General features: G+C 65.9%; 8 protein-coding genes and 1 tRNA gene. 7 read left to right on the top strand and 2 right to left on the bottom strand.

Annotated features, from left to right (window positions below):
* Positions 1-316 precede the first annotated feature (316 nt).
* Complete coding sequence (locus tag FNV92_RS19040) at positions 317-643, bottom strand: Fic family protein (RefSeq protein WP_143845091.1); 327 nt, start codon at positions 641-643, stop codon at positions 317-319.
* Between the two features lie 428 nt (positions 644-1,071).
* On the opposite strand from FNV92_RS19040, the gene FNV92_RS19035 reads away from it, so the two are divergent.
* The 3 genes from FNV92_RS19035 to FNV92_RS19025 all read left to right on the top strand — a co-directional run bounded on the left by FNV92_RS19035 (position 1,072) and on the right by FNV92_RS19025 (position 3,490).
* Positions 1,072-1,218 carry a lysozyme family protein gene (locus FNV92_RS19035; protein WP_244623669.1) on the top strand — a complete coding sequence of 49 codons (147 nt, stop codon included), beginning with the start codon at positions 1,072-1,074 and terminating at the stop codon, positions 1,216-1,218.
* Positions 1,219-1,339: 121 nt separating this feature from the next.
* Positions 1,340-1,774, top strand: a complete 435-nt coding sequence (locus tag FNV92_RS19030; protein ID WP_244623670.1) for a hypothetical protein — start codon at positions 1,340-1,342, stop codon at positions 1,772-1,774.
* 108 nt (positions 1,775-1,882) lie between these two features.
* A complete protein-coding gene (locus FNV92_RS19025) occupies positions 1,883-3,490 on the top strand; it encodes a peptide ABC transporter substrate-binding protein (protein ID WP_143845092.1) in 1,608 nt (535 codons plus the stop codon).
* 212 nt (positions 3,491-3,702) lie between these two features.
* On the opposite strand, the gene FNV92_RS19020 is transcribed toward FNV92_RS19025, so the two are convergent.
* Positions 3,703-3,779, bottom strand: a tRNA-Arg gene (locus FNV92_RS19020).
* Between the two features lie 400 nt (positions 3,780-4,179).
* Between FNV92_RS19020 and FNV92_RS19015 the strand changes: the two genes are divergently transcribed.
* From FNV92_RS19015 to FNV92_RS19000, 4 genes are all read left to right on the top strand, one after another.
* Positions 4,180-9,384, top strand: a complete 5,205-nt coding sequence (locus FNV92_RS19015) for an alpha-2-macroglobulin family protein (protein ID WP_143845094.1) — start codon at positions 4,180-4,182, stop codon at positions 9,382-9,384.
* 80 nt (positions 9,385-9,464) lie between these two features.
* Positions 9,465-11,585, top strand: a complete 2,121-nt coding sequence (gene pbpC / locus FNV92_RS19010) for a penicillin-binding protein 1C (protein ID WP_244623671.1) — start codon at positions 9,465-9,467, stop codon at positions 11,583-11,585.
* Positions 11,586-11,635: 50 nt separating this feature from the next.
* On the top strand, positions 11,636-13,378 hold the full coding sequence (locus FNV92_RS19005; RefSeq protein WP_143845096.1) for an ArnT family glycosyltransferase: 1,743 nt from the start codon (positions 11,636-11,638) through the stop codon (positions 13,376-13,378).
* Position 13,379: 1 nt separating this feature from the next.
* A complete protein-coding gene (locus FNV92_RS19000; protein WP_143845098.1) occupies positions 13,380-14,225 on the top strand; it encodes a phosphatase PAP2 family protein in 846 nt (281 codons plus the stop codon).
* Positions 14,226-14,288: the final 63 nt, after the last annotated feature.

Here is a 14,288-nt window from a genome sequence, read left to right as displayed (position 1 = left end):
CAGCTCAGGCGGCGAGCCGGCATGATGTTAAGCAGAATCCATGGCGCGCGTTCCTATCGTGACGCTCTCGCCGTGCGTCAGAACTGCAGGGGGGGACGCTCTGCGAAAAGGCTCCGGGGATTTTGTGTCTCACTTGGCCGCAAATGGCCCCTTTTGTCCGCAGTCGTTCTCCGATGAGAATGGTCGGCTCGCCGCTGATGGCAGTGCTAAGAACTGATTTCTCTTGATGATTTCGTTTGTACGACCGGCAATCCCGGCGGGAATCGAACCTGCCACCCTCAGAGTAGAAACATGCCGGACGCGGACAAATTATCCGCTACTGAACAAAGGCATAGGCATCTTCTGGGCCACGCTCCGGGGATTTTTCCTGGGACGGAGGAGTGACGATGTAAGGTCTTAGAAGGTCGGTGAGCCGGAACGCGTCAATCTCATGTGTGGCGAGTTGTTCGACCCACCTGCTGACCTTTTCCTCATCGGGAGGCGCAAATACGCACCCGTTGATATCTGGAAATGCGGCCGCCGTGTAGAAGCCGACGCGCTTGTTGCCGTCGAGGAAGGCGTGCGCGCGGGCGACAGACTCGAGGAGTTTGACGCCGAGCGATACCAAGTCGGCATCATTGCCGCCAAACGCATGCATGTGCATCGGACCGCAACTGCAGCCTCCAATGCTTCCTGGTCGCGGACGAGATGCCCATTTTGCGGGCGTGGGTTCGGATGCCTGCGCGACGCTTTGGACGGCGGCGATCGACGCGGTGTGTTGATCACATCGGGAAGTTCTGAATGTGGTCGTCGTTCTCCTCTGGATCGGCATTGCGGATTTCCCACGACCCATCCGGCCTGCGTCGGCGCATTCTGTTGCCGCTGAACGTGTGCCACTCGCCATTCCGAGCGTGAAAAAAACTCCACGTCGTGACTGCCGCGAATGCCGATAGCAGCGCGGTAAGTCCAATAAGTGCAACGGCGGTCATCATCAACTGAAAGTTGATATTACAACCAGAGGCAGTGTCAAGCCTGAGGCTCGCGCAATCCCGCTTTTCCAAACACAAACATCGTCATTGAGGGGGACATCACGTGCTCGACCTGCATGGCATTTCGCGCGCGTCGTTCGATCTTGTCGTCGCCGAGGAGGTGACGAACCAAGCCATCTACGAAAAGAAATATCGCCACGTGCTCGAATATCCCGGCGAGCAGAGCGGCCCGACCGGCGGCATCGGCTAAGACTTCGGCACGCAGACCAAGGCGCAGATCCGGGCCGACCAAAGTCGACGCGGCGATCCCCAACGTTCTGCTCGGCGCCTCCGGCGAACGCGGCGAGCCGGCGCCCGGTCCCGCCGTCCAGGTGCAAACCCGCCTGCGCGAGCTGGGCTATTACGAGGCAGGCTGCGTCGACGGCCAGCTGATGCCGAAGGCGCGCACCGAGGCCGAGAATCTGGCGTTTCGGCATGAGCATGATCTGCCGCTATCGCCTGGCATCGACGACGATCTGCTCGCCACGCTGGCGCGCGCCGAGCCGCGGCCGGTGTCGGAGGTTCGCGCCAACGCCACGACGCAGGATCTGCGCGAGCAGGGCGTGCAGACCATCGCCATCACCGACCAAGTCAAGGGCTGGGCCGGCAAGATCATCGGCAGCAGCCCCGGCTTCGGCGGCGCCGGCGCGCTGGCCTGGATCATCGAGAAGGCGGCCGCGGTCTCTGGCGCAAAGGAGGCGAATGGCGGGCTCGGCATCCCGCCGCAGGCGATTGTCTGGCTGCTCGTCGAGCTGCGGCCCCAGTGAGAATCCAGCTTAACCTTTCGTTGCAGTTGAGGAAAAGTTTTGTTTCGCGTAAAGATTGAAGTGCGCCGAAGTTGTGTCGGTAACCTGATTCTCTCGGGAGGAGAAATTATGGGGTTCCGATGGGTCGGGCCGTTGCTGCTCGCCAGTCTGATGGTCGCGCTCGCCAGTCTCGTGCTTGCCTATCCGAGCTCGCTTTGGGCCGGCGACGACTATTCGCTCGAATATCTCGCCGCGGTCTGCAACGCAGGTGCCAGGCTCAATGATTTGGCGTTCTACCGGACGGGGACCATGGGCTATCATCCGGCGGTCGCCTTCTATGTCTTCAGCTGGCTTGCCGCGTTTGCCGCGCTCGGCAGGGGTGCGCTGGGCTCCGATCTGACGTTCTTCGATCGGCTGATCGAAAACGCGCCGCTGTTGTTCGCCTCGTTCAAGATCTGCGGGATCCTGATGACCGGCTTGCTGGTGCTGGCTTGGCGCCGCAGCGCGGCTCGGCTCGCGCCGGCCGGAGTGCTGCTGGTCGCGCTCGCGCTCTATTTCGTAGTGACCCCGCAATCGGTGTTTCGTTCGGTCAATCCGCTGACCGAGACCTTTGCGCTTGCGGTCAACGCGCTGTTTGTTCTTGCGCTGGTGCGGCTGGCACAGGACCCGCTTCGTATTTGGCCCTATGTCCTGTGCGGGATCGCGACGGCCTTTGCCTATCTGCTCAAGGTCAGCTTTCTCTACGTCTGGGGCGCGCTGCTAGCTGCGTTTGCCTACCTCGCGCTGTTCGGGGTCAGGCCGCTCGGCGTGGCGTCTGTGCTGCGGCTCCTGCGCGGCCTTTTGGTTTTCCATATCGTCAGCATCGGCCTGATCTATGCAGTTGGGCTCACGGTGATCGGCCCGTTTTACTTTGCGGCGCTGCGTCGGCTGCATTGGGCGATCTTCACCCATGGCCCCGGCTCGGAGGCCAACGCCAGCCTCGCGGACGTGCTGCAGTCGATAACGATCAGTTGGGATAGCGGAGCCACGGCGCTGCCGGTGGTGATGGTCGTGGCGTCGTCGCTTCTGCTGGCGGTCGCGATTGCCACGCTGCGGCGCCAAATATCTCCGTTCGCCGGCGCAGTCGCCGTTGGAGCCGCAATGGCGGCGCTGGCGTCCGTCGCGGCCGTGTTGACGCGATACAGCGAAACCTATGTCGTCGGCGTAGCCGCCACCGTGCCGTTGCTGTTCGTCGCCGCATGGTACGCCGCCGGTGACCGTCGGGCGCGTCGCCTTGTTGTGGCGATCGCTGTCGGTGTCGTGCTGCTGTCGGCTTGGCGCGCCGCGCCGGCGATCGACGATCTATTCGCCGCCAAGGTGTCGGCATCAAGCAAGGCAGCGGCCGACGCCCAAGCTATCGCCGGCATTGCCGGGTCCGATGCGACGCTGCTGTATCTCTACCGTGTGCCCATGGTCGGTTTTGGAAAGGGTTATGTTGCCTACCATTGCGAGGTGCCGCATATCAACGATGCGCTGCTCTTGGCCAACCGCAACGAACAATCGAGCATGGCGCGCTCGGTGAAGGAGCCCAACTTCGTGGTGGTCGACAAGAATTATAGCTCGACCGAGGCTGAGGTGAGATCCGGCAAGAACCTCGATCCGATCAACGCGGTCAAAACGGTCTGGCACGACGGAGACGAGCTGATCGCGCTCGACAAGGTCTGGCTGATCCGTCGCGCGCGATCGCCGGGAGGATGACTTCTGGCAGGCTGGGTCGAGCCGGGCACGAGCCTCTCGCGCCGGGCTTGATTTATGTGCTTCCGCTCCGGGGATTTCTCCGGGGATTATGCGTCTCACTTCGCCGCAAATGGCCCCTTTTGTCCGCACTTGTTCTCCGATGAGAACGGTCGGCTCGGCCGCTGATGGCAGTGCTAAGAACTGATTTATCTTGATGATTTCGTTTGTACGGCTGGCGATCCCGGCAGGAATCGAACCTGCAACCCTCAGAGTAGAAATCTGATGCTCTATCCAGTTGAGCTACGGGACCGTCTGGAGCCGGCCTCGGCTACCGCCTGCCGGTCTTCTATCACGTCAAATATGAAAAATCCTCAAGTCAGCCAAGCCTGAACCGAACCGTTTTCCCTGCCGACGCGACAAAGCGGGACGGTGGGGTGTCAGGGTGCCGGGTCGAGTGGCAGCGGACTGGACGATGTTTCACATCGCCGGGAACGCTGGCCAGCTTCCGGGATACGACCGCCGGTCGACGGGGCAGGTATGGCTGCGCCATCGGACGGCGTGCGCTCCGGTATCTCGATCGGTCACCTCAGGGCTTGCTTTGCAATGGCGAATGCGACGATTTGCACATCTGGTTCCATCGCCTTGAGTCCGTCACCTTTCCGCGCACTTCATGCTCACGCGGCGTTCGTCCGCGATCCCGGGAGTCCATCATGATCGGTCTTGTTCGCGCCGTCACATTCTGCGCCACGCTGGCGTTCGGCCTCGTGGCCGCGCACGCCGCGGACAAGGCGTTCAAGCGCGATGACCTCGCCGATTCCGCAATCAAGCTCGAGGCGCAGATCAAGAGCGAGGCGGGGCCGGTCGCCAAGACCGGCGCGACGCTGCGCACCGACGCGGATACCGCCTTCCGGCGCAATGATTTCCGCACTGGGCTGTCGGTGCTCGGCCAGATCGCCGCGACCACGCCCGACGATGCCGGCAATTGGCTGCGGCTCGCCAAGGTCATCTTCCAGATCTCGCCGAAGAGCTCGAGCGAGCAGACGTTCCTGCTGGAGCGCGCCTCGACCGCCGCCTACATCGCCTACCAGCGCGCCGGCAATCCGGGCGAGGAGGCCGACGCGCTCGCCGTGCTCGGCAAGTCGCTGGCCGAACGCAAGCTGTGGCGGCCGGCGCTGGATGCGCTGCGGCTGTCGCTCGACATGCGCGAGGTCGCCGACGTCCGTGGGAGCTACGAAAAGATGCGCGACGAGCACGGTTTCCGGCTGCTCGACTACACCGTGGACTCGGATTCGGCGAGCCCGCGCGCCTGCTTCCAGTTCTCCGAGGAGCTGGCCAAGCGCACCGATTTCACGCCGTACCTCGCGCTGGCGGGCCAGGACAAGCCGGCGCTGTCGGCCGAAGGCAAGCAGCTCTGCGTCGACGGGCTGAAACATGGCGAGCGCTACAACATCAACTTACGCGCCGGCCTGCCGTCCACCGTGAAGGAAGGCCTGCCGAAATCGGCCGAGTTCAACGTCTATGTGCGCGACCGCAAGCCCTTCGTGCGCTTCACCAGCCGCGCCTATGTGCTGCCGAAAACCGGCCAGCGCGGCATCCCCGTGGTCAGCGTCAACACGCCCGCGGTCAGCGTCAACGTCTTCCGGATCGGCGACCGCAATCTGATCAACACGGTGGTCGACAGCGATTTCCAGAAGACGCTGTCGAAATACCAGCTCAGCGACCTCGGCGGCGAGCGCGGCGTCAAGGTCTGGAGCGGCGAACTGGCGACCGCGATGACGCTCAACCAGGACGTCACCACCGCATTTCCGGTCGACCAGGCGCTCGGCGAGCTGCAGCCCGGCGTCTACGTGATGACGGCCGCGGCCAAGGGCCCGGGCTCGGACGACGACTATCAGCTCGCCACGCAATGGTTCATCGTCTCCGATCTCGGCGTCTCAGCCTATTCCGGCAATGACGGTATCCATGTCTTCGTGAACTCGCTGGCCTCGACCGATCCGGTTGGCAAGGCCGAGGTTCGGCTGGTTGCCCGCAACAACGAGATTTTGGCGACGCGCAAGACCGATGACTCGGGCCATGTGCTGTTCGAGGCGGGCCTCGCGCGCGGCGAGGGCGGCCTGTCGCCGGCCATGCTGACCGTCACGGGTGAGAAGGCCGACTATGCCTTCCTGAGCCTGAAGACCAGCGCATTCGACCTGTCGGATCGCGGCGTCTCCGGCCGTACAGTGCCCGCGGGTGCCGACGCCTTCGTCTATGCCGAGCGTGGTGTCTACCGCTCCAGCGAGACCGTCTATCTCACCGCGCTGCTGCGCGACGGGCAGGGCAATGCCATCACGGGAGGGCCGATGACCCTGGTGATCGAACGCCCCGACGGCGTCGAATACCGCCGCGCCGTGCTGCCCGACCAGGGCGCCGGTGGCCGCTCGCTCGCCTTGCCGCTCAACTCGGCCGTCCCGACCGGCACATGGCGCGTGCGCGCCTTCACCGATCCGAAGGGATCGTCGGTCGGCGAAACCACCTTCATGGTCGAGGACTACGTCCCCGATCGGATCGAATTCGACTTGTCCGCCAAGGACAAGCTGATCAAAGCTAACGCTCCTGTGGAGCTTAAGGCGGATGGCCATTTCCTCTACGGCGCGCCGGCCTCGGGGCTCCAGCTCGAAGGCGACATGCTGATCGCGCCCGCGTCGGAACGTCCGGGCTTTGCCGGCTATCAGTTCGGTGTCGCCGACGAGGAGACCACCTCGAACGAGCGCACGCCGCTGGAGAATTTGCCCGAGGCGGACGCCAACGGCGTCGCGACCTTCCCGGTGACGCTGGACAAGCAGCCGGCCTCGACGCGCCCGCAGGAGGCGCAGATCTTCGTCCGCATGGTCGAGACCGGCGGGCGCGCCGTCGAGCGCAAGCTCGTGCTGCCGGTCGCTCCCGCGACCGCCATGATCGGCATCAAGCCGCTGTTCGCTGACAAGAACGTCGCCGAGGGCGACAAGGCAGAGTTCGACGTCGTGTTCGTCTCGCCCGAGGGTGAGCGACTGCGCCGCGACGGTCTGCGCTACGAGCTCCTGAAGATGGAGTCGCGCTACCAGTGGTATCGCCAGAACAATTACTGGGAGTACGAGCCGGTCAAGTCGACCTCGCGCGTTTCGGATGGTGACGTCACCATCGCCGCCGACAAGCCGTCGCGGATTTCGCTCAGCCCGCAGCCCGGCCGCTACCGGCTCGATGTGAAGTCGAGCGATGCCGACGGCCCGGTCACGTCAGTGCAGTTCGACGTTGGCTGGTACTCCGACGGAAGCGCGGACACGCCGGACCTGCTGGAGACCTCGATCGACAAGCCGCAATATGCCTCCGGCGATACGATGACCGTGTCGGTCAATGTCCGCAGCGCCGGCAAGCTCACCGTCAACGTGCTCGGCGATCGCCTGCTGACGACGCAGACCATCGACGTCAAGGAAGGCACCGCGCAGGTCAAGCTTGCGGTCGGCAAGGACTGGGGCACCGGCGCCTATGTGGTGGCGACGCTGCGCCGTCCGCTCGACGCCGCCGCCCAGCGCATGCCCGGGCGCGCCATCGGCCTGAAATGGTTCGGCATCGACAAGCAGACCCGTACGCTGCAAGTGAAGCTGACGCCGCCGGCGCTGATCCGCCCGAATTCCACGCTGAAGATCCCGGTCAAGCTTGACGGGCTCAATCCGGGCGAAGACGCCAAGGTGGTGATCGCTGCCGTGGACGTCGGCATCCTCAACCTCACCAATTACAAGCCGCCGGCGCCGGATGATTATTATCTAGGCCAGCGCCGCCTGAGTGCGGAGATCCGCGATCTCTACGGGCAACTGATCGACGGCATGTCGGGCACGCGCGGCCAGATCAAGTCCGGCGGCGACGCCGGCGCGGCCGAGCTGCAGGGCTCGCCGCCCGCGCAGAAGCCGCTGGCGCTCTATTCGGGCATCGTCACGGTTGCTGCTGACGGCACCGCCGAAGTGAGCTTCGACATTCCGGAGTTCGCCGGCACCGCGCGCGTGATGGCGGTGGCGTGGACTGCGACCAAGCTCGGCCGCGCCAACACGGACGTCGTGATCCGCGACCCCGTCGTGCTGACCACGACCCTGCCGCGCTTCCTGCTCAATGGCGACCACGGCACGGTCAACCTCGAGATCGACAATGTCGAGGGCCAGGCCGGCGACTACGTCATCAACGTAAAGACGGGCGGCCCGGTGAAGATGACCGGCAATCCCGCCACCACGGTCAAGCTCGCCGCCAAGCAGCGCAACTCGTTCGCACTGGCGATCGACGCGACCGCGGCAGGGCAGGCGACGCTCGACGTCGACATCAAGGGACCGAACGGCTTGGCGCTGGCGCGCCACTATGCACTCGACGTCAAGGCGGCGACGCAAGTGCTGGCGCGGCGCTCGATCCGCACCCTGGCCAAGGGCGAGAGCCTGACGCTGAGCTCGGACATGTTCGCCGACCTCGTGCCGGGCACCGGCAGCGTCTCGGTCTCGGCCAGCCTGTCGACCGCGCTCGACGCAGCGACGATCCTGAAGGCGCTGGACCGCTATCCCTATGGGTGCTCGGAGCAGATCACGAGCCGCGCCATGCCGCTGCTTTATGTCAACGACTTGGCTGCCGGCGCGCATCTGGCCATGGATACCGAGGTCGACCAGCGCATCCGCGACGCGATCGAACGGCTGCTGGCACGCCAGGGCTCGAACGGCTCGTTCGGCCTGTGGTCGGCCGGCGGCGACGATGCTTGGCTCGATGCCTACGTCACGGACTTCCTGACCCGCGCCCGTGAAAAGGGTTTTGTGGTGCCGGACGTGCTGTTCAAGAACGCGCTCGACCGCATTCGCAATTCCGTCGTCAACGGCAATGAGCCGGAGAAGGACGGCGGGCGGGATCTCGCCTATGGCCTCTACGTGCTTGCGCGCAATGGCGCAGCTCCGATCGGCGATCTCCGCTATCTCGCCGACACCAAGCTCGCCAACCTCGCAACGCCGATCGCGAAGTCGCAGCTTGCTGCCGCGCTGGCGCTGGTCGGCGACCGCAATCGCGCCGAGCGGGTGTATGGCGCGGCCCTCGACAGCCTTGCGCCGAAGCCGGTGCTGGAGTTCGGCCGCACCGATTACGGCTCGCAGCTGCGCGATGCCGCCGCGCTGGTCTCGCTTGCGAGCGAGGGCAACGCGCCGAAGGCGACGCTGACGCAGGCCGTATCCCGCGTCGAGACCGCGCGCGGGCTCACGCCCTACACCTCCACGCAGGAGAATGCGTGGCTGGTGCTGGCGGCGCGGGCGCTGGCCAAGGAGAACCTCTCGATCGAGGTTGACGGCCAAAGCGTCAAGACCGCGCTCTATCGCAGCTACAAGGCCGCGACCTTGGAAGGCAAGCCGCTGAAGATCACCAACACCGGCGATGCGCCGGTGCAGGCGGTGATCTCGGTGTCAGGCTCGCCGGTGACGCCGGAGCCGGCAGCGTCCAACGGCTTCAAGATCGAGCGCAGCTATTTCACGCTCGACGGCAAGCCCGCCGACATCAGCAAGGTCAAGCAGAACCAGCGCTTCGCGGTGGTGCTGAAGATCACCGAGGCCAAGCCCGAGTATGGCCATATCATGGTGTCCGACTATCTGCCCGCGGGTCTGGAGATCGACAATCCGAAGCTGGTCTCGTCCGGCGACAGCGGCACGCTGGACTGGATCGAGGACGGCGAGGAGCCCGAAAACACCGAGTTCCGCGACGACCGCTTCACCGCGGCCGTCGACCGGGCCTCGGATTCCAAGGCGGTCTTCACCGTCGCCTATGTCGTGCGCGCGGTCTCGCCCGGCAAATACGTGCTGCCGCAGGCCTATGTCGAGGACATGTACAACCCCTCGCGCTATGGCCGGACAGGCACGGGCTCCGTCGAGGTGCGGACGGCGAAGTGAGCGATGCAATGAGCGAGGCAGCGCCCCAAACTCAGTCGTCATGCCCTGGCTTGTCCCGGGCATCCACGGACAGTGGCGCTATGGGCGAGAACGTGGATGGCCGGGACAAGCCCGGCCATGACGGAGCAAGGAGCAGGGGCCTTCGTATCCTTTCTGCGTTCGCGCTCAGCGTTATCCTCGCCATCGCCGGCTTCGTCGGCTGGGTCTACTCCCTCGGACCTCTCCCGCTCGACGAAGCGCGTCAGGTCTCCACCACCATCGTCGACCGCAACGGCAAGCTGCTGCGCGCCTATGCGATGGCCGATGGTCGCTGGCGGCTGCCGGTCGACGCCAAGGCCAATGTCGATCCGACCTATCTGAAACTGCTGCTCGCCTATGAAGACCAGCGCTTCTACGCGCATAACGGCCTCGACCCCTTCGCGCTGGGGCGCGCCGCGTTGCAGTTTGGGACGCGCGGCCACATCGTCTCGGGCGGCTCGACGATCAGCATGCAGCTCGCGCGCCTGATGGAGCCGCGGCGGCAGCGCTCGCTCTATGCAAAGCTGCGGCAGATCGTGCGGGGAATCGAGATCGAGCGCAGCATGAGCAAGGCCGAGATCCTCGACCTCTATCTCGCGCTGGCACCTTACGGCGGCAATCTCGAAGGCATCCGCGCGGCGTCCATTGCCTATCTCGGCAAGGAGCCGAGGCGGCTCTCGCTGGCCGAGGCCGCGCTGTTGGTGGCGCTGCCCCAATCGCCGGAAACGCGCCGGCTCGACCGCTATCCCGAGGCCGCGCGCAAGGCGCGCGACCGCGTGCTCGACCGCATGGTCGAGGAGCATGTGGTCAGCGCCGACGACGCGACGCAGGCCAAGGCGGTCGCCGTGCCGAAGCTGCGCAAGCCGATGCCGATCCTGGCCCCGCACGCCTCCGACGCGGCGCTCGCGACGGTCAAGGATACGCCCGTCATCAAGCTGACGCTCGATGCGACCTTGCAGAAGGTGTTGGAGCCGCTGGCGCGGGACCGCGCCATTGCGCTGGGACCGAACATCTCGGTCGGCATCATCGTGGTCGACAATGACAGCGGCGACGTGCTCGCGCGGGTCGGCTCTGCCGATTATTTCGACGAGAGCCGGGCAGGGCAGGTCGACATGACCCGCGCCATCCGCTCGCCGGGCTCGACGCTGAAGCCGTTCATCTATGGGCTCGCCTTCGAGGACGGCTTCGTGCATCCCGACAGTCTGATCGACGACCGGCCGGTCCGCTTCGGCTCCTACGCGCCGGAGAACTTCGACATGACGTTCCAGGGCACGGTGCCGGTGAAGAAGGCGCTGCAACTGTCGCTGAACGTGCCGGCCATCGTGCTGCTCGACCGCGTCGGCGCGAGCCGGCTGTCGTCACGGCTGCGGCAGGCCGGCGGCAATCTGGTGCTTCCCAAGGACGAGGCGCCCGGTCTTGCCATGGGCCTCGGCGGCGTCGGCGTGACGCTGCAGGACCTCGCCCAGCTCTATGCCGGCTTCGCCCGGCTCGGCACCACCAAGCCGCTGCGCGAGGTGATGGCCGCCAAGGACGACCGCGAACCGCTGCGGCTGCTCGATCCGGTCGCGGCCTGGCAGGTCGGCAACGTGCTCTTGGGCACCCCGCCGCCGGAAAACGCCGCGCACAACCGCATCGCCTTCAAGACCGGCACCTCCTACGGCTATCGCGACGCCTGGTCGGTCGGGTTCGACGGCCGCATGACCATCGGCGTCTGGGTCGGCCGGCCCGACGGCGCGCCGGTTCCCGGCCTGATCGGGCGCGTGGCGGCCGCGCCCATCCTGTTCGATGCCTTCGCCCGGACCGGCAAGACGCTGGTCCCGCTGCCGAAGTCGCCCAAGGGAACCCTGGTCGCCAGCAACGCGAAGTTACCTTTGCCGCTGAAGCGTTTTCGCGCCGTAGGGGAACTGGTTCGGACCGGCAGCGAGCAGGCGCTGCACATCCAGTTCCCGCTGAACGGTTCGCGGATCGACGTCGATCGTTCCGGCGGCACTGAGAGCGCGGCGATGCCGGTGAAGGTCGCAGGCGGCGTCCTGCCCATGACCGTCATGGTTAATGGCACGGCGCTTGGCGAGATCGATGGTCGGCGCCAGCGCCTGATCGATCCGCCCGGTCCAGGCTTTGCCCGGCTGACCGTGATCGATGCCACTGGCGCCGCGGACACAGTCGTCATTCGAATTCAATGACCCGGCCTCAAGCGGTTGTCGGAATGACGGTTTCAGCGTAAGCGGAACCAATGGCCGAGACCTATCCCAGCCCCCGTTTTGGCGCACCGCGCGAGCCGAAATCGCCCGTGAATCCGGGCAGCCGGCTCGTGTCGATGCTCGACTTCGTCACGGCGAGCCACGCCCGCGCGGTCGGCTTCCTGCTGGTGTGCGCGCTGCTGCTGTTCCTGCCCGGCTTCTTCACCATTCCGCCGGTTGACCGCGACGAGGCGCGCTTTGCCCAGGCCACCAAGCAGATGGTCGAGAGCGGCGACTATGTCGACATCCGTTTCCAGGAAGACGTCCGCTACAAAAAGCCGGTTGGCATCTACTGGCTGCAATCGGCTGCGGTTGAAATCGCCTCGGCGCTGAAGCTGCCGAAGGCCGAATTGCGGATCTGGGTCTACCGGATTCCGTCGCTGATCGGCGCGGTCGGCGCCGTGCTTATGACCTATTGGGCCGCGCTCGGCTTCGTCACGCGGCGCGCCGCCGTGCTTGCCGCGCTGCTGATGAGTGCTTCCGTGCTGCTCGGCGTCGAGGCACGGCTCGCCAAGACCGACGCGATGCTGCTGTTCTGCGTCGTCGCCGCGATGGGCGCGATGGCGCGGGCTTACCTGTCGTGGCAGCGTGCCGAGGACGAGACGCATCCGCCCTGGAGCTGGCCCGCGATCTTCTGGACGGCGCTCGCCGTGGGCATCCTGATCAAGGGCCCGCTGATCCTGATGTTCGCAGGACTGACGATCGTCGCGCTCGCGATCCAGGACCGCGATGCCTCCTGGCTGTGGAAGCTGCGCCCGCTCTGGGGCCTGATGTGGATGCTGGTGCTGGTGCTGCCCTGGTTCGTCGCGATTTTCTGGCGCGCGGGCGATGCCTTCTTTGCCGACTCCGTCGGCGGCGACATGCTGAGCAAGCTGGGCGCCCAGGAATCCCATGGCGCGCCGCCGGGGCTGTATCTCGCGCTGTTCTGGATCACCTTCTGGCCGGGCGCGCCGCTGGCGGCAATGGCGGCGCCCGCGGTGTGGCGGGCGCGGCGCGAGCCCGGCGCACAGTTCCTGCTGGCCTGGTTGGTCCCGTCCTGGATCGTGTTCGAGGCGGTGCTGACCAAGTTGCCGCATTACGTGCTGCCGCTGTACCCGGCGATCGCGATCCTCACCGTCGGCGCGCTGGAACGGCGCGTGCTGTCGCGCTCCTGGCTGATGCGCGGCTCGGCCTGGTGGTTCGCGATTCCCGCCGCCGGCTCGATCATCGCGGTGGTCGGCGCTGTCATGTTGACGCGGCAGCCGGCTTTCGTCGCCTGGCCGTTCATCGCGGCCTCGCTGATCTTCGGCCTGTTCGCCTGGTGGCTCCACGACAACAACCGCGCCGAGCGCTCGGTGCTCAACGCGCTGGTCGCTGCCCTGATGCTGGCGGTCACGGTCTACGGCATCGTGCTGCCGTCACTGACGCCGCTGTTTCCGAGCATCGAGATCGCGCGCGCGCTTCGCAACGTCACCTGCGTCGGTCCAAAGGCGGCTGCGGCCGGCTATCACGAGCCCAGCCTCGTGTTCCTGACCGGCACCCAGACGCTGCTCACCGACGGCTCGGGCGCGGCGGATTTCCTGCGGCAGGGCAGCTGCCGCTTCGCGCTGATCGAGCAGCGCTCGGAGCGTGGCTTCGCGCTGCGCGCCGAGGCGATCGGGCTGCGCTACAAGGTCGGCGCGCGCATCGACGGCTATAATTTCTCACAAGGGCGCGCGATCTCGATCTCGATCTTCCGCTCCGAAGGCACCGAGTAGGATGTCGGCCCCGACCAACATCGCGCCGCGCCCGGGCTATCCCGCGCAATTGCTCGCCGTGTCGGGCCGCGCGCTGGCGCAGCTTGTCCGCACGCCCTCGCATTCGCGCCGTGCCGAGGCCGCACGCAAGCTGGCGCGGCATTCGCTGTGGCTGAGCGCGGCAGGCGCCGCGCTCGTCATCGTGCTGATGGTTCTGTTCGACCAGACCGAGATCCAGTTGATGCCGGCGCGCGGCACGCCGAGCCTGTGGCCGATCCGCATCCTTACCGATTTCGGCAAGGACGAGTATGTGCTCTCGGTGCTGGGGCTTGCGCTGGTGGTCGTGGCGCTCGTTGCGGCCGGACGTCACGGCACCGACCGCGCGCTGCTGCTGGGCCTCGGCACGCGGCTCCAGTTCCTGTTCCTGTCCGTTGCCTTGTCCGTGTTCGTCGCCGAGATCCTGAAATATCTCATTGGACGCGGCCGTCCGTTCGTCGGCGGCAAGGCCAATCCTTTCAACTTCGTCCCGTTCGAGGGGACGGGGGCTTATGCCAGCCTGCCGTCGGGCCATGCGGTGACGGCGTTCGCGCTGGCGTTTGCGGTCTCGGCGCTGTGGCCGCGCCTGCGCGTGTTCATGTTTACTTACGCAATCGTGATCCTGCTAACGCGTCTGGTGCTGCTCGCGCATCACCCGAGCGATGTCGTGGCCGGTGCTCTGGTCGGCATGGTCGGCGCGATGGCGGTGCGCTACTGGTTTGCCGCCCGCAGGCTGGCCTTTGCCATCCGCGCCGACGGCACCATCGTGCCCCTTCCGGGGCCGGTTCCGGGACGCTTCAAAAGGGTTGCCCGCGGGGCATCCGCCCCATAAAAGCGGCTGCCTGCCGGGGCCCCCGGTTCCGCGAGGCGCGCAGGCCAATTCCAACCACGAGCT

The organism is Bradyrhizobium cosmicum (assembly GCF_007290395.2).
In the GTDB taxonomy this organism is placed as follows: Bacteria; Pseudomonadota; Alphaproteobacteria; order Rhizobiales; family Xanthobacteraceae; genus Bradyrhizobium; species Bradyrhizobium cosmicum.
The sequence above is the reverse complement of the archived record's forward strand: the minus strand, read 5'-3'. Positions and strand labels throughout refer to the sequence as shown.

Excerpts from the sequence above, each read along its gene's own strand:
- FNV92_RS19040 (WP_143845091.1), bottom strand. The coding sequence starts at position 643 with ATGCACATGCATGCGTTTGGCGGCAATGATGCCGACTTGGTATCGCTC.
- FNV92_RS19025 (WP_143845092.1), top strand. The coding sequence starts at position 1,883 with ATGGGGTTCCGATGGGTCGGGCCGTTGCTGCTCGCCAGTCTGATGGTC.
- FNV92_RS19015 (WP_143845094.1), top strand. The coding sequence starts at position 4,180 with ATGATCGGTCTTGTTCGCGCCGTCACATTCTGCGCCACGCTGGCGTTC.
- pbpC (WP_244623671.1), top strand. The coding sequence starts at position 9,465 with ATGGGCGAGAACGTGGATGGCCGGGACAAGCCCGGCCATGACGGAGCA.
- FNV92_RS19005 (WP_143845096.1), top strand. The coding sequence starts at position 11,636 with ATGGCCGAGACCTATCCCAGCCCCCGTTTTGGCGCACCGCGCGAGCCG.
- FNV92_RS19000 (WP_143845098.1), top strand. The coding sequence starts at position 13,380 with ATGTCGGCCCCGACCAACATCGCGCCGCGCCCGGGCTATCCCGCGCAA.